The organism is Hydrocarboniphaga daqingensis (assembly GCF_900129825.1).
GTDB classification, from domain to species: Bacteria; Pseudomonadota; Gammaproteobacteria; order Nevskiales; family Nevskiaceae; genus Hydrocarboniphaga; species Hydrocarboniphaga daqingensis.
In genome coordinates, this window is record NZ_FQWZ01000002.1 from 369116 (window position 1) to 394025 (window position 24910).

Genomic DNA, 24910 nt, shown 5'->3' on the forward strand with positions numbered 1-24910 from the left:
GACAGCTCAGGCGGTGGCGATCTTCACGGCGTCGGCGAGCGTGAAGCCGCCTTCGTAGAGTGCGCGGCCGATCACGGCCCCGGCGACACCTTCGCCTTCGAGGTCCTTGAGCTTGCGGATGTCGTCGAGCGTGGACACGCCGCCGCTGGCGAACACGGGCGTATTGACCGCCTGCGCCAGTGCGCGCGTCGACTCGACGTTGAAGCCGGCCATCATGCCGTCGCGGCCGATGTCGGTGTAGATCAGCGCTTCGACGCCGTCGCGCTCGCAATGCTGCGCGGCTTCGATGGCGTCGAAGTGAGTGAGCTTGGCCCAGCCGTTTAGTGCCAGACGCCCATCTTTGGCGTCGAGACTGACGATGATGTGGCGCGGGTATTCGAGGCACACGTCGCGCAGGAAATGCGGCGTGTTGATCGCCTTGGTGCCGATGATCACGTAGGCGACACCGGCATTGAGGTAGCGCTGTACGGTTTCCTCGTCGCGGATGCCGCCGCCGATCTGCACCGGCACGTCGACCGCCGAGGCGATGGCTTCGACGACCTTGAGGTTCACCGGCTGGCCTTTGATCGCGCCGTCGAGGTCGACGACGTGAATCCGCTCAGCGCCTTCATCGGCCCATTTGCGGGCCATTTCGACCGGGTCTTCGGAGAACACGGTCACGTCGTCCATGTTGCCCTGACGCAGGCGCACGCAATGGCCGTTCTTGAGGTCGATGGCGGGGATCAACAGCATGGGAGCTTGGGCGGACGGCCGGTCAGACTGACGGATGCGGCGCGAGCGCCGCGAGTAGAGGACGGGTACTGCGTGTTCCGTTGCGAGGGACTCTGCCCGAACGCGGGACGCATTGGCAAGTTGGTTGTCGCCGCCAGACGCGCGGCGCCTAGGCCTGCCCGTTCCACTCGGCGAAATTGGCCAGCAGCTGCAAACCGGCCGCCTGACTTTTCTCGGGGTGGAATTGGAACGCCACGATGTTGTCTCGCGCCACGGCCGACGCGAAGCTCGTGACGTAGTCGGTCACGCCGAGCACGTGCTCGGGCCGGTCGGGCTGCGCATGGTAGCTGTGCACGAAATAAAACCAGCTGTCGTCTGGCACGCGGTTCCAGACCGGATGCGGGCGATTCTGCCGGACCCGGTTCCAGCCCATGTGCGGCACTTTCAGGCGTTCGACGGCATCGGCCGGCGGGTCTGGAAAGCGGACGACCTTGCCGGGGAACAGTCCCAGCGCATCAACGCCGCCGTTTTCATTGGAATGGTCGAGCATCACCTGCATGCCCAGACAGACGCCGAGCATCGGTACCTTGCGCGAGGCTTCGATGACCAGATCGTTGAGTTCGAGGCGGCGCAGTTCGTTCATGCACGCCAGCACACCGCCGACGCCGGGCAGCACCAAGCGGTCGCACTTGAGCAGCTTCTCCGGATCGTAGGAGATCTCGATGCGTTGCGACCCGGCAACCCGCTCCAGCGACTTGCCGAGCGAATGCAGGTTGCCCATCCCGTAATCAATGACGCCGATGCTGGCCAAGGCGATGCTCTCGCGTGGGGTTTACAGGCTGCCCTTGGTGGAAGGCATCGTGCCTTCGGCCCGCGGATCGGGTTCGACGGCCATGCGCAGCGCACGGCCGAACGCCTTGAAGATCGTCTCGGCCACGTGGTGGGCGTTGCGGCCGCGCAGGTTGTCGATGTGCACGGTGATCTTGGCGTGGTTGACCAGGCCCTGGAAAAACTCGCGCAGCAGGTCGACGTCGAAGCCGCCGATCAGCGCGCGCGGGTATTCGACGTTGTATTCCAGGCCCGGCCGACCCGACAGGTCGACGACGACGCGCGACAGCGCCTCGTCCAGCGGCACGTAGGAATGGCCGTAGCGGCGCACGCCGCGCTTGTCGCCGAGTGCCTGGTCGAGCGCTTGTCCGAGCGTGATGCCGACATCTTCGACCGTGTGATGCGCGTCGATATGCAGGTCGCCGTGGGCCTTGACCATCAGGTCGATCAGGCCGTGGCGCGACACCTGATCGAGCATGTGGTCGAGGAACGGGACGCCGGTGGCGAAATCCGACGTGCCGGTGCCGTCCAGGTTGATCTGGACTTGAATCTGCGTCTCGCGAGTGTCGCGGGCGATGCTGGCGATGCGTGCTGGCATGTCGGCTGGCAGCCGTCGTATGGATCAAAAGGGCGCCAAGGATACTCCGCAGCGCCGCGCTGGCAAATGTCGACTGACTAAGACGTCAGCCAGAACGTCACCGGACCGTCGTTGGTCAGGCTCACCTGCATGTCGGCACCGAAGCGGCCGCTGGCGACGGCGCCGTGCCGGGCGACGGCCAAGCCGAGCAGGTGGGTGAACAGGGCCTTGGCGCGATCCGGCGGAGCGGCCGCCGAAAAGCTCGGGCGCAGCCCGCTGCGAGTGTCGGCCGCCAGCGTGAATTGCGGCACCAGCAGCAAGCCGCCGCCGACATCGGCCAGCGAGCGGTTCATTCGGCCGGCGTCGTCGGCGAATACGCGGTACCCCAGTAAGCGGCTCAGCAGCCGCTCGGCCGCCGCTTCGTCGTCGGGCTTTTCGATGCCGATCAGCACCAGCAGGCCACGGTCGATGGCGCCGGTCAGCTCCCCGTCGACGCGCACGCTGGCGCTGCTGACCCGCTGCAGTAGTCCGATCATCTGGGGTGCATCCTTTGTTCCATCTACTTGAGACTTGCCAGTAGCTGCCTAGAATGGCGTATGTCGACTCTCCTGCGCGGCTTGCTCATTCTGCTGGGCCATCTGCCGCTGCCGGTGCTGCACGGGTTCGCGGTCGTCGTCGGTCGTCTGATGTGGTGGATTCCCAACGACCTCAAGCGCGTCACCGAGCTGCACCTCGACCTGTGCCTCGAAGAACTGCCCGCCGCCGATCGCGAACAGATCGCGCGACTGAGCCTGGTTCATATGGCCAAGGCGGTTTGCGAAGCCCCGGCGATCTGGTTCGGTCCGCGCGACCGCATCGATCGCTGGCTCGACGACGCGGCCGCGCGTGACCAACTCCAGTCGCTCGTCGCCGGAGGGCGAGGCGCGATCATCCTGTGCCCGCATATCGGGTCTTGGGAATTGGCGGGCTTGTTCTGTTCCACGGTGGCGCCGATCACCTCGCTGTACAAGCCGCAGGGTGAAACGCTCGACCGCGTCATGCTCGAAGGCCGTTCACGGCTGGGCGCCAATTTGGTGCCGACCACCGGCGGAGGCGTCAAGGCGCTGCTGCATGCACTGCGCAACGGCCAGATGGTCGGCATCCTGCCCGACCAGGATCCGCCCTGGGGCGCCGGCGTGTTCGCGCCGTTGTTCGGCTTACCGGCACACACCTCGGAGTTGGTCACCCGCCTGGCCAGTCGCACCGGTGCTCCGGTCTGGTTCTGCTACGCGGAACGCTTGGGTCGCGGCAGCGGATTTCGCTTCCACATCACGCCGGCGCCGCAGCAAGTGGATAACCCGACGCTGGGCGCCGCAATGCTGAACCAGGGCATCGAATCGGTGCTGACGCACCTGCCCGAGCAGTACTGGTGGAGCTACAAGCGCTACCGCCGCCAGCCGGCCGGCTCGCTCAATCCGTACGCCCGCCTGAAGCGCTGACGGCTCGCTATGGGGCGCGACCGGCCCGACGCGGCCGCGTCGCACCATTGTGGTGCAACACACTCTCTGCCTGAGGGCTTTCCCCCAAATCATCTCGGGGGTTTGGAGTGGCATGGTCCATGCTTAGATGCAATTCCGCAGACCGGGGTGCAGCCTGCGACGCGCGCTTGCAATCAGAAACCGCTGCCAGTTCAAGGAGTTAAGACAATGAAGTTAATTGCAGCCATCATCAAGCCGTTCAAGCTCGATGAGGTACGGGAGGCTCTGTCCGAGATCGGCGTCGCCGGTATCACGGTCACCGAAGTCAAAGGCTTCGGTCGGCAGAAGGGTCATACCGAGTTGTACCGTGGTGCTGAGTATGTTGTTGATTTTCTTCCGAAAGTGAAGATCGAAGTCGCGGTTGACGACGACAAGCTGGATTCGGCTATCGACGCGATCAGCAAGGCCGCCCACACCGGCAAGATCGGTGACGGCAAGGTCTTCGTGTTCTCGCTCGAGCAGGCCGTACGCATCCGCACCGGCGAAACCGGCAAGGACGCTCTCTAACCAAAGCTCAACGTTTCAATCGATAAACCAGGGGAGATGTAAATGATCCGTAAATATGTACTGGCCCTGATGCTGGCCGCGTCATGCGGCTCAGCCGCAGTCTGGGCCCAGGAAACGCCTCCGGCAGCCGCCGAAGCGCCGGTTGCCGAAGCGGCGCCTGCCGCTGCCGAGGCAATGCCGGCCGAAGCCGCTCCGGCGGAAGCGGCTCCGGTTGCAGTTGCCGAAGCCGCGCCTGAAGCGCCGGCCGAAGCTGCCAAGCCGCCGGTGTTCAACGAAGGCAACGTGGCCTGGATGCTGGTCTCCACCGCGTTCGTGTTGCTGATGTCGCTGCCGGGCCTGGCCCTGTTCTACGGCGGCATGGTCCGCAGCAAGAACATGCTGTCCACGCTGACCCAGACGTTCGCGATCTTCTGCTTGATCGGCGTGCTGTGGGTCGTCTACGGCTACAGCGTCGCGTTCTCCGACGGCAGCGCCTATTTCGGCGGCCTGTCCAAGGCGTTCCTGAACGGCGTGGTCTACGACGCCAATGGCTTCTTCACGGCCACCGGCACGTTCAGCAAGGGCGTGGTCATTCCTGAACTGCTGTTCGCCGTGTTCCAGATGACGTTTGCCTGCATCACCGTGGCCCTGATCGCCGGCGCCTATGCCGAGCGCATGAAGTTCAAGGCCGTGCTGATCTTCTCGGTGGTTTGGTTCACGCTGTCTTACCTGCCGATGGCCCACATGGTCTGGTGGTGGGCGGGTCCGGATGCGTACACGAGCGCCGACAAGATCGACGAACTCAACGCAGGTGCCGGTTACCTGTGGCAGCTCGGCGCGCTGGACTTCGCGGGCGGCACCGTCGTGCACATCAACGCCGGTGTGGCCGGTCTGGTTTGCGCGATCATCCTCGGCAAGCGTTCGGGCTACGGCAAGGTTGCCATGGCGCCGCATAGCCTGGTCATGAGCATGATCGGTGCCTCGCTGCTGTGGTTCGGCTGGTTTGGCTTCAACGCTGGCTCCAACCTCGAAGCCAACGGCTACGCGGTGCTGGCGTTCGCCAACACGATGTTCGCCACGGCCGCTGCGGGCGCCGCTTGGTTCTTTGCCGAGTGGATCTTCAAGGGTAAGCCGTCGCTGCTGGGCATCATCTCCGGCGCCATCGCCGGCCTGGTCGCCATCACCCCGGCTTGCGGTTATGTCGGCATCACCGGCGGTCTGGTTATCGGCACCGTTGCTGGCGTGGTCTGCTTCTTCTCGGTTGCCTACCTGAAGAAGCTGATCGGCTACGACGACGCGCTCGATGCCTTCGGTGTCCACGCGGTGGGCGGCATCATCGGTGCGGTGCTGACCGGTGTGTATGTCGACCCGGCCAAGGGCGGCGTCGGCGTGTACAACAACTGGGTCGAGCTGGTGGCGGGTTACTCGTCGGCTCAGATCATGATTCAGGTCAAGGCCGTGCTGGTGGCGATCGTCCTCAGCGCCGTGGTGTCGGCCGTGACCATGCTGCTCCTCAAGTTCACGATCGGTGTTCGCGTCAGCGAAGAAGCCGAGAGCGAAGGCCTGGATGTCGCCGAACACGGCGAGAAGGCCTACAACTGAGTTCGAGCTGCACGATCTCCTAGGGGTGTTGTTCTTGGGGCGGGTCGAAAGACCCGCCCTTTTTCTTGGGCGTCGCCCTGCGCCGTGCGGGAACCATGCGATTGCCGCTTCTCCGAGCGCGTGAACGCCGCTCGCAGATGCCGGCCCGGAGCGTGTGCGGCCAAGCTGTAAATCTAGCTACAGGCGCACGCCTGAGGGCGAGCCCCGATACACGGCCCGGCCGTGCCCGGCGTCACATCTACGACCCGTCAGCGTGCACTACGCTGTCCGAGATCCGTCACTTCCTTTTGCAAACCGATAAGCACTGTGGCGTGCTGCTACTGGGGCGTTGCTAGATTGTTAGCCAATACATTCGGATACGATTCGCTAAGCCGGCTCATATCGTCGACTGGTACATCGGCTGCCTCGTACCAATACGATGTGAATGGCAATCGAATATCACAAACTGAAGGATCGATTAAAAGTACCTTTCAGATAGCGGCCAATCGCAATCGAGTATCACAGGCCGTAACCAATTCGATCCCGACCGCATTCACCTACGATGCAGCAGGAAACGTGCTTTCCGACCAGTCGAACACGTATCGGTACAACGCCGCAGGCCGGATGTCTGGCGCCACTGGCAAACTAACGTCTGCGTCTTACGCTTATAGCGGCAATGGCGAGCGTACGAGCAAGCAATTGACTGGCGGATCGCCGATCTATTTTCAATACGATGAAGAAGCAAACCTTGTCGGCGAATACACGCCGAGCTCAAATACCTATAAAGAATACATCCGCATTGCCGGAATGCCGTTGATAGCAGTGACCCAGGCCGGATCGTATTTGATTCTCACTGATCATCTGCAGACGCCGCGTGCCGTTATCAGCTTCGCATCAAGCCAAGTCGTGTGGAACTGGAATCCAGGCCCCTTCGGTACAGGCGCGCCGAATGAGAATCCAAGTGGTGCACCCGGGCAGAGCTTCACATTAAACCTGCGTTTCCCAGGGCAATACTTTGATTCAGAAACGGGTGTTTCCTATAACTACTTCCGCGACTATGACTCCAAAACGGGTCGATATCTGCAATCCGATCCGATTGGCCTGGCGGGGGGCATCAATACTTACAGCTACGTGGACGGCAACCCAATTAGCTACGTCGATCCATACGGCCTCTCCAAATATGACAGGACGTTTGGACTGCCCAAGCAGTTCTGGAACTGGTATCACCGCCAAGTAAAGAGACCAGGCGATGCGGACCTAGAGAAAGATGAAGCGGAGTCCATGTGTAAGGATTGGGAGGCACAAGGTAAACCCGGTCCAGACAACAAGGGCAATCGCGATCAGGAGGGTTCAGCTGACTTGGGGCTGCTCGAATGGCTGATCCCTTGGCAAATCATGCCTATGAATGCAGGGTGCCTCAACGAGGACTGCAACGGGAACGGCCTGCCTGATTACGATGAGCCGAGCCCATGAGCCAAGCGACATTCGATATTGAGCTTTCCCTGCATAACTTCGCTGGCGCGCAAGTCACGCTTCAACGAAGCTTAGGCGATGAATATTTGTTTGAAGATCGGACGAAGCAAGGCTGGGGCTTGGTCCTTCGCAAGCGCGATGAAGTGCGGTTGTCGTTGGCGGAGGCGGTTGACAGCTTTCTAAAACCGCTTGCAGCGGTACAGTCGTTGATCGCAGACTGCGAGCCCACGCTCAGGCTCGCAGTCTTCAATCCAAACGTGACCTGCACGGTCCTTTTGCCTCGACTAGACCAGATCGCTGCCCTTGGGGCTAAGCTTGAGGTGAGTGTTTATCCGGCAGATGATGATCAATAGCGCGTGGGCCGACTTGAAGGGGGCGTTAATACTTATGCCTACGGGTTGAACAATCCCACTAGCAACACCGACCCCACTGGGCTATTCCCGTTCTTGGTGATTCCTGGCGTCTGTGCTGCAGGCGGATGTGAAGCGGCTGCGATTGCGATCGGCCTGGGCGCGTACATGTCGACGCCGGCCGGACGCGATGCTGCGAAAAAGGCGGCGGACGCTGTTACGGAGATGTGCTCAGACGATGACGATAAGAAATGCGAGCAGCAGTTGGAGCGTGAAGAAGCACTGTGTGAAGCGATCGCCGGATCACGGTATCCGGGCAATCGGGCACAGGCTGTGACTGTCTGCAAGATGGCCGCATTCCAAAGGTACGCACAATGTTTGCGTGGGGTGCCTGAATCAGAACGTCAGCCACTCACTGGCGTTGACACGCCGATCTAACCCGGACGATTCGAATGAAAGTAAGCGAGGTTTTGACCAACGAATTTCTTGTCCGCTATGACGAATCGGGTGAGCGACTTTTGATTTACACGCTGAAGAACGGCAAGCCCGATAGCGATGTCCCGATTTCCTTGCGCTTGGAGATGCTGAAGGACATGGGATCAGACGAAGCATCGAAGTGGGTCGGCCAAACGCTGCTACTTCTGGTGCCAGCTATGCGGGAGAAGGTATTCAGTCTCCCGAAGGAGTCGTAGCGCGGGCAGGCTTCTCTGCCCACGCGGCAAGCTGTAGCGTCCTCGTTTTTCAGAGACAGCTTGAGGTAGAGGGTGTGGTGAGTGTGCCAGCGCATAGGGAACGGGCGGAAGCCCGCCGAGGGCGCGATGCGGACGTTGGTGGTTGTAGCGGTGCCGCCAGTCTTCGGCCATGCGGCGGACCTCATTGAGATTCTCGAAGACATAGCGGTCGAGGACTTCGGTCCGGAAGGTTCGATTGAATCGCTCGATGTAGGCGTTCTGGGTCGGCTTGCCCGGCTGGATATGGACGAGCGCGACGCCGTGCTGGGTCGCCCAGTCTTGCAGAGGGCCTGACTGATGAATTCCGGCCCTTTGTCGAGTCGCAGGCGCCGCGGCGTGCCGCGGGTCTCGATCAGTTCGTCGAGCGCACGGACGACCCGGGCAGACGGCAGGCTGGTGTCGATCTCGATCCGCAGCGATTCGCGGTTGAAGTCGTCGTTGACGTTGAAGGTCCGGAACTGCCGACCCGACCACACGGCATCGGTCTTGAAGTCTGCCGACCACGTGTGATCGGCGGCCAGCGGGATCGCCAGTGGCGTCTGGATGCGATCCGGCAGCCGGCGCTTGCCGCGCCGCGGCTGGTGTTGTTGATGGTCCGCTTCCGATAGGCGACCTAGTTGGCCTCGGCATACTCACGGGAGCATTGATCTACGACGCTTGTACAGACGACGACAACACGGAGTTCTGCGAACGAAGGCTTGAAGCAGAACTGAAGACATGCCGCGCGCTTGGCCGCAGAGAAAGGGCGGGACATTTGAAGAATGGCAGCGCGGCGCGCTGCTACGAATCCGCCGAAGCGCGATTGTAGGCGTGCCGAAACAATCGGCCGGAACCACCTTTCCACGGCTGGCCACAGTAGGTTTACACCATGTTCAGTAATTATCCTCACGTTGTATCCGTCGTGAGCCGAGACGGAAAGCGGTTCGTCCGCATAGATCGACTGATCGGTGAAAAAAGGGACTTCTATACGGAAATAGAAATCTCCCAGAATGAAACGGATGATCGTTGGGATGCTTTTGACAAGCTGGCAGAAACGATTGGCAAATCGATTTGCATTGATAGCCCGTTGATACGGGAGCAGCTTGGAATTGATCGCGATTGAGCCTTTCGGAGCGGGCTTCACCTGCCCCCCTTCCGCGGTTTCCGATTTTCTCGACCGCCCTTGCGGCAGTGAGGATCGCGTAGCCCGGCCTCGGGTGGCGACCCTTAGCGTGATGCTAGGAACCGCGCTATGACCTTCATCGCCCCCTAGTGACTCGCGCAGCCGGAACGCCGGCGCCGATTCAGCCGGCGTTGAGCGGTACCACGGCGATCGTGCAGCGCGACAGGCACACGGCCTTGCCTTGTTCGTCGCGGATGTCGATCGACCAGACCTGCGTGCGGCGGCCGATGTGGATCGGCGTCGCGGTGCCGGTCACGGTGCCGCTGCGGACGCCGCGCAAGTGGTTGGCGTTGATCTCCAGGCCCACGGCCATTTCGCCTTCGGCCACGTTCAACTGGGCCGCGACCGAGGCCAGCGTTTCGGCCAGGGCCACCGACGCGCCGCCGTGCAGCAGGCCAAACGGCTGGTGCGTGCGCTCGTCGACCGGCATCGTGCCGACCACCCGCTGGCGGGTCGTTTCGGTCAGCTCGATGCCGAGCCGGCCGATCAGGGTCTGGTCCAGCTTGCGGGAGAAAGCGGTGGTCATGGCAGGCCTCGTTGGTGTCGAAGCCTGCGAGCTTAAGCGGCTGGCGGTCCGGCTGCAGCCTCGGCGGCAGCGGCCAGACGCCGCGCGACGGCTGCCGTGAACAGCGGCCGGGTGATGGCGTACACCAGCGCGACCCACACCGGCGCGCAAATCGCCCAGAAGCCGATACCACCGAGCATCACGCCGCCGAAGTCGGCAAGCGCCTGCCACGGCGCGGCTTCAACCCGCGCTTTGACTTCGTCCAGCGACAGCGAAAACGCCGGCGCGCCGAGCCATTGGCCGGCCTTCCACAGCGGCAGGATCAGCAGCAGTTGCACACCCGACAACAGGTAGTTCACCAGCTGCATCAGCGGATGGTTCAAGCGCAGCGCCGCACCCGCAGCCAGACACAGCAACGTGGTCGTGCCCAGCGCCGGGAACAGTGCCAGCGCCGACGACACGGCCACCGTCAGCGCCAACTGATGCGGGGTGATGCCGCGCCGCAGCTGTTCGAGTACGACGTTGCGCGATCGCGCCCACAGGCCCGGCTTGGGCGCGGCAGTGTTCATGCTCAGCCTGGCTTGACCAGCGTGATCTGCATCAGGTCGATGCTGCCGACGCGGAAGCCGCATTCGCAATACGACAGGTAGTAGCGCCACATCCGCAGGAAGCGCTCGTCGAACATGCGCACGACTTCGTCACGCACGTCGAGCACGCGGCGGTGCCACTCGGCCAGCGTGTCGGCGTAGTCGATCGCGAAGAAGCGCGGCGCCTCCGGGCGCAGGCCGGCGACCAGCGCCAGATCCTGGAACTTGCCCGGCGGGCACAGCATGCCGCCCGGGAAGATGTACTTCTGGATGAAGTCGCGCTTGACGCGGTATTCGTCGAAGATCTTGGCGCTGATCGTGATGCCCTGGATCGCGGCGCGGCCACCGGGCTTGAGCGCTTTTTCGATCGCACTGAAGTACGTTGGCCAGTACTCCTCGCCGACGGCTTCGTACATTTCGATCGACACCACGCGATCGTACTGGCCGACCACGTCGCGATAGTCACGCAGCTCGAAGTGGACCCGGTCGGCGACGCCGGCCTGCTCGGCTCGGCGCACCGCTTCGGCCAGCTGCTCGCTCGACAGCGTGATCGAGTGAACCTTGCAGCCGTAATGCGTGGCCGCGTAGATCGCAAACCCACCCCAGCCTGAGCCGATTTCGAGCAGGTGATGCTCGGGCTTCAGGTCGAGACGTTCGGCCATGTGGCGGAACTTGTTGATCTGCGCGTCGTACAGCGGCTGCGCCGGCTCGGCGTAGACGGCGCTGGAATACGCCATCGTCGCGTCCAGCCACAGCTGATAGAAGTCGTTGCCCAGATCGTAGTGATGCTCGATGTTGGCGCGGGCCTTGGGCTTGGAGTTGGCGCGGCGCTTGTGCTGGATGTAGCCCCAGATTCGGCCGAGGCGGTTGAACTCGAACGGCCCCTTGTAATACGGCTCGTTGAGGTACAGCACGGTCAGCAGCTCGGTCAGGTCGGGTGTATCCCAGGCTCCGGCCAGATACGCGTCGCCGAAGCCGACTTCTCCGCCCGCCAGCACGTGGCGCACGACGCTGGCGTCGTGCAGATGGACCTGGCCATGCGGGCCGGGCTCGCTGCCCTTGAAGTGACGCAGCGTGCCGTTGGGCAGGCGCACGTCGAGGCTGCCGATGCGGATGCCGCGGAACATGTACATCAGCACGCGCAGCACCAGCGGCGTGCTGCCCTTGAGCGCGCCGGGCGCGAGCGATGCCGGCAGATCGGGCGAAAAGCCGTCCCGTTGCATCAGCGTGGGCAGCGGCTCTTGTGCCGGGCGAATCGGAGGTTTGCTCATCAACTGATCTCGGTAGAAGGCGGTGCCGGCTTGCGATGAAAGCGGGCGCCACGCAGCCAGATTTTGAGCGCTTGCCAATGGATGCCGATCACCACCTTGATCGTCATCCACGGCATGCGCAGGACCTGCAACACCATCTGCCGATCGGTCATCGGCAAGCGGCGTCCTGCCAGCGTTGCATCGAAGATCGGCTCGCCCTCGCGGGTCTCGTGAATCACCACCCGCAGTTCATCGGCCGGGTCGTTCAGCTCGAAGCGATAACGACCGACCAGGTCGAAGAACGGCGACACATGGAAGTTCTTGTCCTTGTGCTGAATCCACGGATACGCAGCGCCGCCGTCACGGGATGCAGGCGCCGGCAGCAGGTAACTGTGCTTTTCGCCGAAGGTGTTGCGCACTTCGGCGATCACCGCGAGCCGGCGGCCGTCGGCGTGGTCGCAGTACCACAGGCTGATCGGGTTGAACGCAAAGCCCAGTACGCGCGGCAAAGTCAGCAATTGGATGCGCCCGCCGGCCAGGTCGATGCCGCCATCGGCGAGCACGCTCTGCGCCCAGCGACGCAGGCCGCCGCGTTCACCGCGACCGTAGTCGGCGTCGTGGAACGACAGCAGGTTGAAGCGGTTGCGTGAAAACCAGCGCAGGCTGCGGTCGAGCTGGTCGATCCGGTCGATGTCCAGCAGCAGATAGAAAATCCGGTAGACGAAGCGATACAGCGGCGCGACACGACGGCGGTGCATCACCTTGGCGCGATACAGCGAGCCGGCCGGTGTATGCCCCGCGCGATTCACAGTTGCGCCCAGGCCGGCAGACAGTCGCGATCGATGCCGGCGACCGCGCGCAAGCCGGCGCTGAAGCCGTCTTCGTGAAAGCCGTAGCGCGTCCACGCACCGGCCCACCAGACATGCTGCTGCCCTTGGATCGACGGCAGCGCGTTCTGCGCGGTGATCGTCGCCGGCCGATATTCGGGGTGTTCGTACTCGGTGCGATACAGCACGCGGTCGGCGCGCGGCTCGCGCGGCGGATTCAGCGACACGATGTAATTCGTCTTGGTCGGCAGGTTCTGCAGCCGGTTCATCCAGTAGCTGACGCCGATCGGGCGATCGTTGAGCTGGTCGCTGGTCAGCAGCGCATTCCATGCCGACCAGGCCCAGCGGCGACGCGGCATCAGGCCTTCGTCGGTGTGCAGCCACGCGATGTTGCGGGCGTAGGTCACGTTGCCGAGCACCGCGCGTTCGGCCTCGCTGGCGTCGCCGAGCATCCGCAGCGCCTGGTCACTGTGCGTGGCGCAGACCACGGCGTCGAAGCGCGCCTCGCCGTTGTCGGTGCGCAGGCTGACGCCGGTCTCGTCGCGGCGCAGTTCGCGCACCGGCGTCGACAGCAGATGCTGGCCGCGGAACGACGACATGATCCGGTCGATGTAGCGTTGTGAGCCGCCGACGATGGTCTGCCACTGCGGCCGCTCGTAGACGTTGAGCAGGCCGTGGCTGTCGAAGAAGCGCGCAAAAAACGGGAACGGAAAGTCCATCGTGCCGCGCGTCGACGTGCTCCAGATCGGCCCGGCCATCGCCGCCACGTAGCGCACGCGCAGCGCCATCGGGTAGCCACCGCGCTCCAGAAACTCGCCGAGCGTGATGTCGGGCAGGTCGTTGTTGACCAGCCGCTGCTTGACGTCCTTGTTCAGCCGCAGCACCGCCAGCAGCATCCGGATGTGCGTCGGCGAGAACATCAGCAGCGGCTGGGCGAAGATCTTGGCCAGGTTTTCGTCGCCAGCCCATTCGACGCGGCCGTTCTCGACGCTGACGCCGAGCGACATGTCGGTGTTCTGCCGCGGCACGCCGATGTCGTCGAGGAAGCGGTAGAAGTTCGGGTAGTTGACCGGGTTGCAGACGATGAAGCCGGTGTCGATCGCCAGCGTGCCGGCCTGCGCGTCCTGAACGTCGACGGTGTTGGTGTGCCCGCCGATCCGGGGGGCTGCTTCGAAAAGGCTCACGTCGTGGCGCTGGCTCAGGTAATGCGCTGCGCCGAGCCCCGTGATGCCGCTACCGATAACCGCGATCTTCATGTGATTTTTTAGTTAACAAAACAGGATTAGCAAACATAAAAAAGCGGCTTCGCCACAAGCCGCTTGTTTCCGCTTTACGTCCTGTTCGGCGGTGGGGATGCACGGCCCCGGTGCTACCTTACTTCAACAGCGGCTTTAAGCTGGGCCACACCGCGTCGAGCATCGTCGGCTGCGAGGCCGCCGACGGATGGATGCCGTCGTCCTGAAACGCGCCTGCCACACCGACCAGCGGCAGCAGAAAGAACGGTACCAACGTCAGCTTGCGGTCCTGCGACACCTCACCGAAAGTGCGAGTGAATCCTTCGGTATAGGCCGCCCCGTAATTGGGGGGGATGCGCATTTCCAGCAGCAGCACTTTGGCGCCGGCATTCAGGCTCAGATCGGCCAGCCGGGTCAGGTTGTCGCGCATTGCCTTCAGCGGCAGCGCGCGCAAGCCATCGTTGCCGCCGAGTTCGATCAGAACGATAGCCGGCTTGTGGCGGTCCAAGGCGCTCGGCAGTCGCGCCAGGCCGCCCGACGTGGTGTCGCCAGAGATGCTGGCGTTGACCACGCGGTAGTCGTAGCCCTGTGCGTCGAGCCGTTTCTGCAGCAGCGCCACCCAGCCGGCTTGGGCGTCAAGCCCATAACCGGCCGACAGGCTGTCACCGAGAACCAGAATCACCGGCTTGGCCGGGGCTGCGAGCGCCGTCGGCGCCACGGCCAGCCAGGTCGCCAGCAGCATCAGCAGTGCGGTCAGCAAGGGAATACGGATGAGCGAAGGTAGCGGCAGCGTGATCATGGAAGCGTCGGTCCGGTCAGTGGTCGAGGCCAGAGGCGTCAGCAAACACATTAGCAGCGGCAGCGGCAGCAGCGCCGCACGGCTGACGATTCTCGACGGCGTGGACTTGCGCATTGGCGCCGGTGAGCGCGTCGCCATCGTCGGCAGCAGCGGCTCGGGCAAGACCACGCTGCTGTCGCTGCTCGCTGGCCTCGACCGTCCCAGCAGCGGCGACATCCTGCTCGACGGCCAGTCTCTGTCGGGCTTGGATGAGGACGCACGCGCGGCGTTGCGCGCCGGCCGCGTCGGCTTCGTGTTCCAGTCGTTCCAGCTGCTCGGCGGCTTCACCGCGCTGGAAAACGTGATGCTGCCGGCCGAGCTGGCCGGCTTGCCCGATGCCGCCGACCGGGCCCGCGCTGCGCTGGATCGCGTCGGCTTGGCGGCGCGTCTACACCACTATCCGCAACAGCTGTCCGGCGGCGAGCAGCAGCGCGTCGCGATCGCCCGCGCTTACAGCGGCGAGCCGCAGTTGCTGTTTGCCGACGAGCCCACTGGCAACCTCGACAGCGAAACCGGCGAGCGCATCGTCGAGTTGTTGTTCGAGCTCAACCGCGTCAGCGGTACGACGCTGGTGCTGGTCACGCACGACGCGGCACTGGCAGCGCGCTGCGACCGCGTGCTGCGGCTGCGCAGCGGGCGGATCGTCTGATGGCGCGCCCTGCATCGTCGGCGGGCGTGATGACCGCGCTGCGCTTTGCTTGGCGCCGGCTGCGGCGCGGCTGGCGCAGCGGCGAGCTGCTGATCCTGGCGCTGGCGCTGGTGGTATCGGTTGCCGCCGCGTCGGCTGTCGGCTTGTTCGGCGATCGCGTGCGCCGCGCAGTGCAGACGCAGAGCGGCGATGCAATCGGCGCCGATGCGCTGATCAGCAGCCGCGAAGCACTGCCCGCTGCGCTGCTGGAACAACTCGCAGCGCTGCCGCTGCGGCGCGCGGCCGTCAGCGAGCTGGCCAGCGTCGTGCTGTCGGGCGAGGACACGCTGCTGGTGTCGGTCAAGGCCGCCGAGTCGGGTTATCCGCTGCGCGGCGCGCTGCGCGTTGCCGACCAGCCCTACGGCACGGCCCGCGAGCGCCGCGATCGACCGCCGTCCGGCGAAGCCTGGGCCGACCTGCGCGTCTGGCAGGAGCTGCGGCTGCAACCCGGCGCGACGATCCAGCTCGGGCAGTCGAGCTTTCGCGTCAGCGGCGTGATCGAGTACGAACCCGACCGCGGCTCGGGCTTCACCGACTTGGCGCCGCGCGTGCTGATCGGCGCCGAAGACCTGCCGGCGACCGGCTTGGTCAGCGTCGGCTCGCGCGTGCAGTACACGCAGCTGCTGGCCGGCGAGCCGGGCGACCTGGCCAAGGCCGAAGCGCTCCCGCTGCCGCAGGGTGCGCGCTACTTGAAGCCCGACACCGCGCGGCCCGAAGTCGGCCGCGCGCTGAGCCGCGCCGGGCAGTTTCTCGACATCGCGGTGCTGGCGGCGATCCTGCTCGCAGCGGCGGCGGTCGCACTGTCGGCGCGCCAGCATGGGCAGGCGCAGCGCGACGAAGTGGCGCTGCTCAAATGTCTGGGCGCCAGCAGCCGCCTGATCGGCATCACGCTGCTGTTGCAACTGCTGCTGCTCGGCTTGATCGCCGGCATCGTCGGCGCGGCGATCGGCTACGCCGGCCAAGCGGTGCTGGCGGTGCTGATCGGCCAGCTGGTCGATACGCCGCTGCCGCCGCCGTCGATCCAGCCGCTGCTGACCGCTGGCGCGTTGGAGCTGATGCTGCTGCTCGGCTTTGCGCTGCCGCCGGTGCTGCAGGCGCGCAAAGTCGCGCCAATCCGCGTGTTCCAGCGCGACGACGGCAACACCGGCGGTGCGCTGATCGCCGGGGTCGCCGTCGCAGCGACCGTGGGCTTGCTGTGGTGGCAGGCGGGCGATGCGCGCCTGGCGCTGTGGGTGCTCGGCGGCACACTGGCCACCTGCGCAGTGCTGGCGCTGTTTGCGCTGCTGCTGGTGGCCGTGCTGACGCCGCTGCGCCGCGCCGGGCATACCGCGCTGCGCTTCGGCCTGGGCAATGTCGCGCGGCGGCGCGGCGCCAGCGTTGCGCAAGTGGTGGCGCTGGGTGTGGCACTGCTCGCGCTGCTGTTGCTGGCCGTGGTGCAGAACGACTTGCTCGACGCCTGGAAGCAGCGCATCCCGAAAGATGCGCCGAATCAGTTCCTGATCAACATCCAGCCGGCGCAAGTGGCGCCGCTGCAGGCGTTCTTCGCCCGCAACGGCATCGCGGCGCCGCCGACCTGGCCGATGGCGCGCGGCCGGCTGATCGCCGTCGACGGCAAGGCGGTTACGGCCGAATCATTCGACGACCCGGAGACGCGGCGCTGGATCAACCGCGAATTCAACATGTCGTGGATCGATCGCTTCGGTGACGACAACGAGCTGATCGAAGGCCGCTACTGGGCGCCGGAGTCCAAGGGCGTGCCCGAGTTGTCGGTCGACGACTACGTGGTCGAGCGGCTCAAGGTCGGCATCGGCAGCAAGCTGACGCTGGCGATCGCCGACCGCGAGGTGGAGATGACGATCACCAGCATCCGCAAGGTGAAGTGGGAAAGCTTCAAGCCCAACTTCTTTCTGGTGACGCAGCCCGGCGTGCTCGACGACGCCAGCGGCACCGTGCAGTACTTGACCGCGTTCCATTTGCCGCGCGAGCGGCGCGCCGTGCTGCGTGAGCTGATCGGCGAGTTCCCGAACGTCACGGCGATCGACATCGAAGCGACGATGAACCAGGTGCGCGGCATCGTCGACCGCATCGTCGGCGCGGTGCAGTTCCTGTTCGCGTTCGCGCTGGCCGCTGGCGCTTGCGTGCTGCTGGCCGCGATCGAGAGCACGCGTGCCGAGCGCGTTCGCGAAACCGCGCTGCTGCGCACGCTCGGCGCGCGCCGTCGCACGATCGCGCTGGGGCTGGTCACCGAATACGCGGTGCTCGGCCTGTTGGCGGGGCTGGTGGCGGCGGCCGCTGCGCAGATCACCGCGCTGGTGCTGGCGCGGCAGGTGTTCGACCTGCCGTATCAAGCGAGCCCGCTGCTGTGGCTGCTCGGTGGCGGCGGCGGTGCGCTGCTGGTGGTCGCGCTGGGCTGGTGGTCGCTGCGCCGCGTGCTCGACACGCCGCCGCGCGTGGTGCTGGCCGGTGGCCGCTGATCGCGGCCCTGGCCGTCACAGCACCGTGTAGACCATCAGGAATCCGGCCAGCACCAGGCCGGTCAGCGAGGCCAGGAACAGCAGGTCGATGATCCGGATCAGCACGTGGGCGTAGCGCCGCAGCCGCGTGCGCAGCGCCCAGACGTTCAGATACGTGCAGACCAGAAAGCCGAGCGCGCAGACCGCCAGCAGGTCGTCGACCAGCGTGGCCGCGCGCGATTCGGTTTGCACGGTGTGGAACAGCGTCACGCCGCCGATGCAGATGCCGGACAAGGTGCCGGAGATCGACAGCAGGTGCAGCAGTTCGTCGCGATCGGGATTCGGTGGCATCAGGGCATCGATGGGTGAAGCGCGGTTGGGCGCGGCGCATTGTCGACCGGCCTGACCGCTTTTTGTTCAGATCGACTAAAATCGCGGCCCCCGGGCCGTCGCGTCGATCAGCGGCAGCCGGTATCGCCCGCTCATCGAACCACCGAAGGAAGGTCCCGTCTCATGAAGAAGCCCGTCAAGGTCGCCATCACCGGCGCCGCCGGCCAGATTGCCTACTCGCTCATCTTCCGCATCGCCAGCGGTTCCATGCTGGGCCCCGATCAGCCGGTGATCCTGCAGCTGCTGGACATCCCGGACTCGCTGGAAAAGCTCAAGGGCACCGTGATGGAGATCGACGACTGCGCGTTCCCGCTGGTGTCGGGCGTGGTCGCCACCGCCGACCCGATGGAAGCCTTCGACGGCACCGACTACGCGCTGCTGGTCGGCGCGCGTCCGCGCGGCCCCGGCATGGAGCGCAAGGACCTGCTGACCGCCAATGGCGCGATCTTCGTGCCGCAGGGCAAGGCGCTCGCCGCCAAGGCCAGCCGTGACGTCAAGGTGCTGGTCGTCGGCAACCCGGCCAACACCAACGCGCTGATCGCCGCTTCGGCCGCCAAGAGCCTGGATCCGAAGCAGTTCACCGCGATGGTCCGCCTCGACCACAACCGCGCGATCAGCCAGCTCGCCACCAAGACCGGCGTCAGCGGCAACGACATCGACAAGATCATCATCTGGGGCAACCACAGCTCCACGCAGTACCCGGACATCACCAGCACCACGGTCGCTGGCAAGCCGGCCAAGAGCCTGGTCGACCAGCAGTGGATCGAGTCCGACTTCATCCCGACCGTGCAGCAGCGCGGCGCGGCGATCATCAAGGCGCGCGGCCTGTCGTCGGCAGCTTCGGCCGCGTCGGCTGCGGTTGACCACATGCGCGACTGGGCGCTGGGCACCAACGGCAAGTGGGTGTCGATGGGCATTCCGTCCGACGGCAGCTACGGCATCAAGCCGGGCGTGGTCTACGGCTACCCGGTGACCTGCAAGGACGGCAAGTACGAGATCGTGCAGGGCCTGCCGATCGACGCGTTCAGCCGCGCCCGCATGGACGCCACCGACGCCGAACTGCGCGAAGAGCGCGCGGCGATCGAAGACCTGCTGGCGTAATCGCAGGCGGCTGAAGCTGCGGCTTCGGCCGACAAGCCCAGCGTCAACCAGACCGGCAGGGGTTTCCCTGCCGGTCTTTCTTTGGCCTTCAGTGCCGCGCGGCCCGCAACGGGCGCGGTCAGCGGCGGCTGTCCGTGGCCTGCGGCGGCTGCAAGCTGCGTTGACGTTGCAGCTGCATCAGCGCCGGCCAGAACGCACTCGACGGCGTGCCGTAGTTGCGGTGCTCGCCGTTGCGCGACCGGGCGTAGCGCGGGTCGGGGCCGTCGCTGTGCAGGCCGATCAGCGACCAGCCGCCGTCGCCGTCACGGATCAGGATCGGCGAGCCCGATGCGCCGGCGGTGGAATCGCAGTCGTGCTCGATCAAGCTCACCGGCGCGGCAACGAAGCCCAGCGTGCAGGCGACATCGGCGACCGGGTTGCCGTCGCGGTAATAGCGATCGGCCGAATAGCCGGGCATCGCCAGCGCCGTGCCGCCGATCGTGGCGTAGTCGGGCACCGCGACGCGCAGCGGCGGATGGCGCTGCACGGCCAGCGGCTCGGCCAACTGCAGCAGCGCCCAGTCGTTGTGCCGCTGCTGCCGGTAGTCGGCGCTGGCAGCGCCGTGCGCGACCACGCGGTCGATACGCCGGCTGTGCGCGAACTTGTCGGCCGGCGCGATCTGGTGATCGTCGGCCGGCACGAAGCGTAAGTCGCGCAAGCTCAGCGCGCCGGGCTCGCGGCAGTCACTGCGTGTGCGGGGCCAGGCGCAATCGGCGTCGGTAGCGGCGCGCAGCGCACAGTGCGCCGGTGTCAGCAGCAGGTCGTCGGCGACGATGCTGGCGGTGCATAGCGCGCCGCTGTCGAGGTCGAGCAGCGACCCGATCGACGCCAGCGGCAGGGCCTCGCGATCGGCGGTCTGGCGGCCGTCGTCGCCGATCACGCTGGCCTGCGCCATCAATGCCAGTAGCGCCGCGCTCAGCGCCGCGACGGTGGCCAGTGGCATCATGCGAGCCTTGCTGCCGCTGTGCTGCCGTCTCGCCGAGTTCCCGCGCCCCATGTCCGTCACCTCCGTTGCCCCTGTTGCCTGTGTCGTCTACCGCTGCAGCCAGCAGCCGGAAATGTATCTGTATCTGCGACCCGACTTGCCGACGACGGACCTGCCGCCGCCGCTGCTGGCCAAGGTCGGCCGCCTGACGCCAGTGATGAATCTGGAACTGAGCCCCGATCGCCGGCTGGCGCGGGTCGATGTGCTGCGCGTGATCGAGGCGATCGGCAGCAGCGGCTACTTCCTGCAGCTGCCGCCCAACGGCGCCGTCAACGCGCGGCTGAACTTCGGCGGCGGCTAGAGCGCCGGGCTTCGCAAGCCCCGACTTATACTCCGCGCCCATGGAAATCCTGCATTTGATGCCCGGCCAGCCGCCCGTTCCGCTGGAGCGGATCGACACGCTGCCCGACGAGGGCTTGCTGTGGATCGACTTCATCCGCAGCGAATGCCACGACTGGCCGGCGATCATCGAGCCGCTGCTCGGCGTGCAGATCGATGTCGAGCATGTCGCCGACAGCCTCAACGCGCGCCATCCTCCGTTCTTCGACGGCACCGGCGATTACGACATGCTGGTGTTCGAAGGCCTGGGCCCGCGCGATGAAATCACGCCGCTGGAAACCCGCGTCGGCACGCTGTTTCTGTTCGACCGCGTGCTGGTATCGATCCGCGAGAGCGACGCGCCGAGCTATGCCACGGTCAAGCAGCGGCTGCACACCGGACGGCTGCGCTGCAGCCCGTCGTCGGTGCAGATCGCGCAATTCATCCTCGACTGCATGGTCGACCGCTGGCTGCGCTTCCGCGAAGTGCTCGACGAGCGGCTGACGCAGATGCAGGACGAGTTGCTCGACCCAGCCAACCAGAACAATGACTGGCGCCGCTTGCTCGAAGGGCGGCGCATCGTGCGCCGGCTTGAGTCGCTCAGCGAATCGCAGCACGAGGCGCTCGATGCCTGGCGGCGCGGCACGCGCTTCGAATGGTCGCAGGCCGAGGAAGTGCGGCTGCGCGACATCAGCGAGCACATCGGGCGCATTCATCAGCACGCCAGCAATCTCGAACGCGACGTCGAAGCAGCCGTCGAGTTGTACTTCGCCACGGTCAGCCACCGTACCAACCGAATCATGCGCACGCTGACGGTGATATCGGCGGTGTTCTTCCCGCTGAACTTCGTCACCAGCTTGTACGGCATGAACTTCGACCACATGCCCGAACTGCACTGGCACTACGGCTATTACGCGGTGCTGGCCACGTTGACGCTGATCGCTGGCGGCCTGCTGCTGCTGTTCAAGCGGCGCGGCTACTTCTAGCGCGTGCTGGCCGTTCTCTCATGACCGTGTTGTCGTTGCCGCGGATGTTGCGCGCCGGTCAGGCGATGCCCGATCACGTCCTCGCTTGCCTGTCGTTCGGCAACGCGGCCGCGCCACAGCTGGCCGCCGGCTATGCGCTGCCGCTGCCGCCCTGGGCGAGCGATGCTGCGTCCACGATCGAAGTCTGGCCGGCATCGGGGCCGGTGCATCGCTACGAATCGCATGGCTATGCCTGCGCTGACGATGGCCAGCATTTGTTCTTTTGGCGCATCGACGCCAGCAGCGCCGATATCGAACGCGCTGCGCACGATGCCTACCGCGACTTGCGCGCGTTGTGCGCCGACAGCGGTTATCCGCAGCTGCTGCGCATCTGGAACTACTTCGACGGCGTCACCGACGGCGACGGCGATGACGAGCGCTACCGCCGCTTCTGCGTCGGCCGGCATCGTGCGCTGGCCGAGCCGGGTTTCGAGCGGCGCTTGCCGGCCGCAACGCTGATCGGCACGCGCAAGCCAGGCTTGCAGCTGTATGGCGTGGCGTCGCGCAACGCGGGTATTCAAGTCGAAAACCCGCGCCAGACCAGCGCGTTCCGCTATCCCCGCGAGTACGGGCCGAGCAGCCCGAGCTTTTCGCGCGCGACGCGCTACGGCGACGCGCTGCTGCTGTCGGGCACCGCGGCGATCGTCGGCCACCAGACCCAGCATCCGCATCAGCTGATGCCACAGGTCGATGCGATGCTCGACAACGTGCGCACGCTGCTGTCGCATGCCGAAGGCGGGCCGTGGCACGCGCAGTCCTTGAAGCTGTACCTGCGCGATCCGGCCGAAGCGCCACAAGTCGTTGCCGCCGTGCGCGACGTGCTCGGCAATGCGGCGCCGCTGCTGGTGCTGCAGGGCGAGGTTTGCCGCCGCGATCTGTGCGTGGAGATCGAAGGCGTGTTCGAGCGCGCCGTTACGCTGCCGGTATCGGCTTAGCGACTCGCGACCGGCTGCGTGCGGATGCGCAGGGTCGCAATCGCCGCTGCGATCAGCAGCGCGCCGGCCAGATGCACCACATTGCGCGGATCGCTGGCCAGCAACCGGTGGTAGTACTGCGGCAGCGTCGCGATCTGGATCAGCATCGGAATCACGATGAACATGTTGAAGATGCCCATGTAGACGCCGGTGCGATGCGCCGGCACGCAACCGGCCAGCATCACGTACGGATTGCCCATGATGCTGGCCCACGCCAGGCCCATGCCGACCATCGGCAACAGCAGCAGCCACGGGTCGGTGATCAGCGGCAGCGCCAGCAGGCCGACGCCGGCGGCGATCAGACAGGTGGCGTGCACGGCTTTGGGCCCGTGGCGATGCGTGAAACGCACCAGCACAAACGCGCTGATGAACGCGATGAAGTTGTAGAACGCGCCGATGCGCCCGAACACCAGGCCGGCATCGCGAAACGCCTGCGAGCTGGCTTCGGTGGTGCCGTACAGCGACTGGCTCAGCGACACGACGATGTACTGCCAGAAGCAGAACAGCGCGTACCACTGGAACAGCATCATCGGCGCCATCTGCCGCATCGTCGGCGGCATCTCGCGGATCGCCGCGGCGATCTCGCGCAGCGTTGCGATCGCACCGACCGGTCGCGCGCGCATTTCGCTGATCTCGCTATCGGTCAGCGGAATCTCCGGCGTGCTGATCACGGTCCACAGGATCGATCCGATCGAGATGAACGCCCCGATGATGAACGCTGCGTACGTGATATGCGGAATGTTCGTCGCGCTGACCGCATCCTTGTTCATGCCGGCGATCACCAGCAGGCTCGGCGTCAGGTAGGCCAACGTCTGCCCCAGGCCGGTGAATGCGCTCTGCGTCAGAAAGCCTTGCGAATGCTGCGAGGCCGGCAGCTTGTCGCTGACAAACGCGCGATACGGCTCCATCGTGATGTTGTTGCCGGCGTCGAGCATCCACAGCAGGCTGGCCGCGATCCACAGCACCGGGCTGAACGGCATCGCCAGCAGGCACAAGCTGCAGATGATCGCGCCGATCATGAAGTACGGCACTCGACGGCCGTAGCGGCTGACCGTGCGATCGCTGATCGCACCGACCAGCGGCTGGATCAGCAGGCCGGTCATCGGCCCGGCCAGCCACAAGTACGGCAACGAGCCTTCGTCCGCGCCCAGGTATTTGTAGATCGGGCTCATGCTGCTTTGCTGCAAGCCGAAGCTGTACTGGATGCCGAGAAAGCCCAGATTCATGCTCAGGATCTGCCGCAGCGACAGCCGCTGCTTCGGGGGTGCGACCGGGTCGGCAATCATCGACAGTTTCTCGGCGTCAGGGCGTCGCCGCTCGCGGCGGCAGGGCCCAAGCCGCGCGCCAGGGCGTGTAGAAGTCCAGTGTCGCGGGGACAGCCCCGCGCAGTCCACAAACCGCGCTGGCGAATTCGGCCGCGCGCTGCAGCGTCAGCGATAGCGGCCAGTCGAGCGCGATGCCGGCCAGCGTGATTGCGCTGAACGCGTCGCCGGCGCCGACGGTGTCCACCAACTGCGACTGCGGCGATGCGCGCCCGGCGCTGACGCAGACACCATCGCGGTCGAAGCGGGCATAGCCTTCAGCGCCATAGGTGACGATCAGTTGCCGGGCTGCGATCCGCGACATCAGCGCGTTGACGGCCGACAGGCGCGTGCCCGATAGCGGCGGACGCATCGGCAGGTCGCCGATCACGCCGAACCAGCTACCGACACGCAGCAGTTCCTGCTCGTTGAGCTTGAGCGTGTCGGCGCGCGCACTCAAACCGGCGGCGGTGGCCACGTCGATCTGTCCGTCGCGCCAGTTCAGGTCGACGAACACACGGGCCTGCGGACAGGCGTCGATGCAGGCTTGCAGTGCGGCACGCGACGGCGCGGCGCGAGCCGCCAGCGTGCCGTGATACAGCAGCAGCCCGGGGGACTGCGATATCCCGGCGAGCGCCGTCAGCGCGTCGCTCGCATCGATGGCGTCATACGCTTGGTCGCGCAGGATTTCGAAGCGATGGCCTTGTCCGGCGACTTCGTGAACGCGCACCTGGCCGGTTGGCAGGTGATCGTCGATCTGCAAGCCGGCGCGTGGCAATGCATAGGCCTGGAAGTCGTGCTCGATCAGCGCGCCATAGCGGTCGCGCCCGATTCGCGTCAGCACGCGCGGCGACAGGCCGAGGCCGGCCAGATGACGCGCGACGTTGAACGGCGCGCCGCCGACCACGGGGCCGTCGGCGAAGTCGTCGACCAGTGCTTCACCGAAGACCAACAGCGGCAGCGCGGACCGGGTCATCA

At 65.4% G+C, this 24910-nt stretch carries 28 protein-coding genes and 1 pseudogene; 12 read left to right on the forward strand and 17 right to left on the reverse strand.

Features of this window, described 5'->3' with window-relative positions; all coding sequences use genetic code 11:
• Positions 1–6 precede the first annotated feature (6 nt).
• The 4 genes from hisA to dtd form a co-directional block, all read right to left on the reverse strand.
• Positions 7–732, reverse strand: coding sequence for a 1-(5-phosphoribosyl)-5-[(5-phosphoribosylamino)methylideneamino]imidazole-4-carboxamide isomerase (hisA, locus tag BUB09_RS04685; RefSeq protein WP_072894804.1), 726 nt, complete (start codon positions 730–732; stop codon positions 7–9).
• Positions 733–880: 148 nt separating this feature from the next.
• A complete protein-coding gene (gene hisH / locus BUB09_RS04690) occupies positions 881–1522 on the reverse strand; it encodes an imidazole glycerol phosphate synthase subunit HisH (protein WP_072894807.1) in 642 nt (213 codons plus the stop codon).
• Between the two features lie 21 nt (positions 1523–1543).
• Positions 1544–2137 carry an imidazoleglycerol-phosphate dehydratase HisB gene (gene hisB / locus BUB09_RS04695; RefSeq protein ID WP_072894810.1) on the reverse strand — a complete coding sequence of 198 codons (594 nt, stop codon included), beginning with the start codon at positions 2135–2137 and terminating at the stop codon, positions 1544–1546.
• A 77-nt stretch (positions 2138–2214) separates the two neighbouring features.
• Positions 2215–2652: a D-aminoacyl-tRNA deacylase gene (dtd, locus tag BUB09_RS04700; RefSeq protein WP_072894812.1), complete on the reverse strand. Its 438-nt coding sequence runs from the start codon at positions 2650–2652 to the stop codon at positions 2215–2217.
• A gap of 60 nt (positions 2653–2712) precedes the next feature.
• Here dtd and BUB09_RS04705 point away from each other — a divergent pair, with 60 nt between their 5' ends.
• The 6 genes from BUB09_RS04705 (at position 2713) to BUB09_RS17130 (ending at position 8215) form a co-directional block, all read left to right on the forward strand.
• A complete protein-coding gene (locus BUB09_RS04705) occupies positions 2713–3594 on the forward strand; it encodes a lysophospholipid acyltransferase family protein (protein WP_072894815.1) in 882 nt (293 codons plus the stop codon).
• Positions 3595–3801: 207 nt separating this feature from the next.
• Positions 3802–4140, forward strand: a complete 339-nt coding sequence (gene glnK / locus BUB09_RS04710; protein ID WP_072894817.1) for a P-II family nitrogen regulator — start codon at positions 3802–3804, stop codon at positions 4138–4140.
• Positions 4141–4182: 42 nt separating this feature from the next.
• A complete protein-coding gene (locus BUB09_RS04715; protein ID WP_072894820.1) occupies positions 4183–5721 on the forward strand; it encodes an ammonium transporter in 1539 nt (512 codons plus the stop codon).
• A gap of 306 nt (positions 5722–6027) precedes the next feature.
• Positions 6028–7173, forward strand: a complete 1146-nt coding sequence (locus BUB09_RS04720; RefSeq protein ID WP_494546058.1) for an RHS repeat domain-containing protein — start codon at positions 6028–6030, stop codon at positions 7171–7173.
• Positions 7170–7526 (forward strand): hypothetical protein, encoded by a 357-nt coding sequence (locus BUB09_RS04725; protein WP_072894826.1) that lies wholly within the window; start codon positions 7170–7172, stop codon positions 7524–7526. Before BUB09_RS04720 ends, BUB09_RS04725 begins: the two co-directional genes overlap by 4 nt.
• A gap of 449 nt (positions 7527–7975) precedes the next feature.
• On the forward strand, positions 7976–8215 hold the full coding sequence (locus BUB09_RS17130; RefSeq protein WP_175550097.1) for a hypothetical protein: 240 nt from the start codon (positions 7976–7978) through the stop codon (positions 8213–8215).
• Here the strand turns inward: BUB09_RS17130 and BUB09_RS17720 are convergent.
• The 9 genes and pseudogenes from BUB09_RS17720 to BUB09_RS04760 form a co-directional block, all read right to left on the reverse strand.
• Entirely contained in the window at positions 8159–8557 is a 399-nt protein-coding gene (locus tag BUB09_RS17720; protein WP_436232901.1) for an integrase core domain-containing protein, read from the reverse strand. The two genes, BUB09_RS17130 and BUB09_RS17720, sit on opposite strands and share 57 nt — an antisense overlap.
• A gap of 41 nt (positions 8558–8598) precedes the next feature.
• Positions 8599–8730: pseudogene (locus BUB09_RS17725) on the reverse strand (IS3 family transposase); the annotation flags it as partial.
• Between the two features lie 137 nt (positions 8731–8867).
• Complete coding sequence (locus tag BUB09_RS16890) at positions 8868–9377, reverse strand: hypothetical protein (protein ID WP_139250121.1); 510 nt, start codon at positions 9375–9377, stop codon at positions 8868–8870.
• 160 nt (positions 9378–9537) lie between these two features.
• Positions 9538–9942, reverse strand: coding sequence for a hotdog fold thioesterase (locus BUB09_RS04735; RefSeq protein WP_072894831.1), 405 nt, complete (start codon positions 9940–9942; stop codon positions 9538–9540).
• A 32-nt stretch (positions 9943–9974) separates the two neighbouring features.
• A complete protein-coding gene (locus BUB09_RS04740) occupies positions 9975–10490 on the reverse strand; it encodes a DUF2062 domain-containing protein (RefSeq protein WP_072894834.1) in 516 nt (171 codons plus the stop codon).
• A gap of 2 nt (positions 10491–10492) precedes the next feature.
• On the reverse strand, positions 10493–11779 hold the full coding sequence (locus BUB09_RS04745; protein WP_245793133.1) for an SAM-dependent methyltransferase: 1287 nt from the start codon (positions 11777–11779) through the stop codon (positions 10493–10495).
• On the reverse strand, positions 11779–12567 hold the full coding sequence (locus tag BUB09_RS04750; protein ID WP_072894836.1) for a DUF1365 domain-containing protein: 789 nt from the start codon (positions 12565–12567) through the stop codon (positions 11779–11781). Before BUB09_RS04750 ends, BUB09_RS04745 begins: the two co-directional genes overlap by 1 nt.
• Positions 12564–13841 (reverse strand): NAD(P)/FAD-dependent oxidoreductase, encoded by a 1278-nt coding sequence (locus tag BUB09_RS04755; RefSeq protein WP_072894839.1) that lies wholly within the window; start codon positions 13839–13841, stop codon positions 12564–12566. Before BUB09_RS04755 ends, BUB09_RS04750 begins: the two co-directional genes overlap by 4 nt.
• Before the next feature lie 118 nt (positions 13842–13959).
• Positions 13960–14619, reverse strand: a complete 660-nt coding sequence (locus tag BUB09_RS04760; RefSeq protein WP_281249908.1) for an arylesterase — start codon at positions 14617–14619, stop codon at positions 13960–13962.
• On the opposite strand from BUB09_RS04760, the gene BUB09_RS04765 reads away from it, so the two are divergent.
• Positions 14591–15307 carry an ABC transporter ATP-binding protein gene (locus tag BUB09_RS04765; RefSeq protein WP_245793134.1) on the forward strand — a complete coding sequence of 239 codons (717 nt, stop codon included), beginning with the start codon at positions 14591–14593 and terminating at the stop codon, positions 15305–15307. The genes BUB09_RS04760 and BUB09_RS04765 overlap by 29 nt on opposite strands.
• Positions 15307–17820 (forward strand): ABC transporter permease, encoded by a 2514-nt coding sequence (locus tag BUB09_RS04770; RefSeq protein WP_072894844.1) that lies wholly within the window; start codon positions 15307–15309, stop codon positions 17818–17820. The genes BUB09_RS04765 and BUB09_RS04770 overlap by 1 nt, the downstream gene beginning before the upstream one ends.
• 15 nt (positions 17821–17835) lie before the next feature.
• Here the strand turns inward: BUB09_RS04770 and BUB09_RS04775 are convergent, their stop codons facing one another.
• Complete coding sequence (locus BUB09_RS04775) at positions 17836–18150, reverse strand: hypothetical protein (protein ID WP_072894847.1); 315 nt, start codon at positions 18148–18150, stop codon at positions 17836–17838.
• A 162-nt stretch (positions 18151–18312) separates the two neighbouring features.
• On the opposite strand from BUB09_RS04775, the gene BUB09_RS04780 reads away from it, so the two are divergent.
• Positions 18313–19290, forward strand: a complete 978-nt coding sequence (locus BUB09_RS04780; protein WP_072894849.1) for a malate dehydrogenase — start codon at positions 18313–18315, stop codon at positions 19288–19290.
• Positions 19291–19408: 118 nt separating this feature from the next.
• Here the strand turns inward: BUB09_RS04780 and BUB09_RS04785 are convergent, their stop codons facing one another.
• Positions 19409–20272 carry a trypsin-like serine peptidase gene (locus BUB09_RS04785; protein ID WP_072894852.1) on the reverse strand — a complete coding sequence of 288 codons (864 nt, stop codon included), beginning with the start codon at positions 20270–20272 and terminating at the stop codon, positions 19409–19411.
• A gap of 52 nt (positions 20273–20324) precedes the next feature.
• On the opposite strand from BUB09_RS04785, the gene BUB09_RS04790 reads away from it, so the two are divergent.
• From BUB09_RS04790 to BUB09_RS04800, 3 genes are read left to right on the forward strand one after another with little or no spacing between them, the layout of a single operon-like run.
• A complete protein-coding gene (locus tag BUB09_RS04790; protein ID WP_072895471.1) occupies positions 20325–20615 on the forward strand; it encodes a YcgL domain-containing protein in 291 nt (96 codons plus the stop codon).
• A gap of 40 nt (positions 20616–20655) precedes the next feature.
• A complete protein-coding gene (locus BUB09_RS04795; protein WP_072894854.1) occupies positions 20656–21618 on the forward strand; it encodes a magnesium transporter CorA family protein in 963 nt (320 codons plus the stop codon).
• A 20-nt stretch (positions 21619–21638) separates the two neighbouring features.
• A complete protein-coding gene (locus tag BUB09_RS04800) occupies positions 21639–22592 on the forward strand; it encodes a chorismate transformation FkbO/Hyg5 family protein (RefSeq protein WP_072894856.1) in 954 nt (317 codons plus the stop codon).
• On the opposite strand, the gene BUB09_RS04805 is transcribed toward BUB09_RS04800, so the two are convergent.
• Positions 22589–23917: an MFS transporter gene (locus tag BUB09_RS04805; protein ID WP_072894859.1), complete on the reverse strand. Its 1329-nt coding sequence runs from the start codon at positions 23915–23917 to the stop codon at positions 22589–22591. The two genes, BUB09_RS04800 and BUB09_RS04805, sit on opposite strands and share 4 nt — an antisense overlap.
• 16 nt (positions 23918–23933) lie before the next feature.
• Positions 23934–24908: a PfkB family carbohydrate kinase gene (locus BUB09_RS04810; RefSeq protein WP_072894862.1), complete on the reverse strand. Its 975-nt coding sequence runs from the start codon at positions 24906–24908 to the stop codon at positions 23934–23936.
• Positions 24909–24910: the final 2 nt, after the last annotated feature.

Coding starts and splice junctions, on each gene's coding strand:
- BUB09_RS04725 (WP_072894826.1), top strand. CDS start 7,170: ATGAGCCAAGCGACATTCGATATTGAGCTTTCCCTGCATAACTTCGCT.
- BUB09_RS04715 (WP_072894820.1), top strand. CDS start 4,183: ATGATCCGTAAATATGTACTGGCCCTGATGCTGGCCGCGTCATGCGGC.
- dtd (WP_072894812.1), bottom strand. CDS start 2,652: ATGATCGGACTACTGCAGCGGGTCAGCAGCGCCAGCGTGCGCGTCGAC.
- BUB09_RS04790 (WP_072895471.1), top strand. CDS start 20,325: ATGTCCGTCACCTCCGTTGCCCCTGTTGCCTGTGTCGTCTACCGCTGC.
- hisA (WP_072894804.1), bottom strand. CDS start 732: ATGCTGTTGATCCCCGCCATCGACCTCAAGAACGGCCATTGCGTGCGC.
- BUB09_RS04795 (WP_072894854.1), top strand. CDS start 20,656: ATGGAAATCCTGCATTTGATGCCCGGCCAGCCGCCCGTTCCGCTGGAG.
- BUB09_RS04705 (WP_072894815.1), top strand. CDS start 2,713: ATGTCGACTCTCCTGCGCGGCTTGCTCATTCTGCTGGGCCATCTGCCG.
- hisB (WP_072894810.1), bottom strand. CDS start 2,137: ATGCCAGCACGCATCGCCAGCATCGCCCGCGACACTCGCGAGACGCAG.
- BUB09_RS04770 (WP_072894844.1), top strand. CDS start 15,307: ATGGCGCGCCCTGCATCGTCGGCGGGCGTGATGACCGCGCTGCGCTTT.
- BUB09_RS04775 (WP_072894847.1), bottom strand. CDS start 18,150: ATGCCACCGAATCCCGATCGCGACGAACTGCTGCACCTGCTGTCGATC.
- BUB09_RS04810 (WP_072894862.1), bottom strand. CDS start 24,908: ATGACCCGGTCCGCGCTGCCGCTGTTGGTCTTCGGTGAAGCACTGGTC.
- BUB09_RS04800 (WP_072894856.1), top strand. CDS start 21,639: ATGACCGTGTTGTCGTTGCCGCGGATGTTGCGCGCCGGTCAGGCGATG.
- BUB09_RS04805 (WP_072894859.1), bottom strand. CDS start 23,917: ATGATTGCCGACCCGGTCGCACCCCCGAAGCAGCGGCTGTCGCTGCGG.
- BUB09_RS04755 (WP_072894839.1), bottom strand. CDS start 13,841: ATGAAGATCGCGGTTATCGGTAGCGGCATCACGGGGCTCGGCGCAGCG.
- BUB09_RS04765 (WP_245793134.1), top strand. CDS start 14,591: ATGAGCGAAGGTAGCGGCAGCGTGATCATGGAAGCGTCGGTCCGGTCA.
- BUB09_RS17130 (WP_175550097.1), top strand. CDS start 7,976: ATGAAAGTAAGCGAGGTTTTGACCAACGAATTTCTTGTCCGCTATGAC.
- BUB09_RS04745 (WP_245793133.1), bottom strand. CDS start 11,779: ATGAGCAAACCTCCGATTCGCCCGGCACAAGAGCCGCTGCCCACGCTG.
- BUB09_RS04735 (WP_072894831.1), bottom strand. CDS start 9,942: ATGACCACCGCTTTCTCCCGCAAGCTGGACCAGACCCTGATCGGCCGG.
- BUB09_RS04740 (WP_072894834.1), bottom strand. CDS start 10,490: ATGAACACTGCCGCGCCCAAGCCGGGCCTGTGGGCGCGATCGCGCAAC.
- BUB09_RS04760 (WP_281249908.1), bottom strand. CDS start 14,619: ATGATCACGCTGCCGCTACCTTCGCTCATCCGTATTCCCTTGCTGACC.
- BUB09_RS04785 (WP_072894852.1), bottom strand. CDS start 20,272: ATGCCACTGGCCACCGTCGCGGCGCTGAGCGCGGCGCTACTGGCATTG.
- BUB09_RS04780 (WP_072894849.1), top strand. CDS start 18,313: ATGAAGAAGCCCGTCAAGGTCGCCATCACCGGCGCCGCCGGCCAGATT.
- glnK (WP_072894817.1), top strand. CDS start 3,802: ATGAAGTTAATTGCAGCCATCATCAAGCCGTTCAAGCTCGATGAGGTA.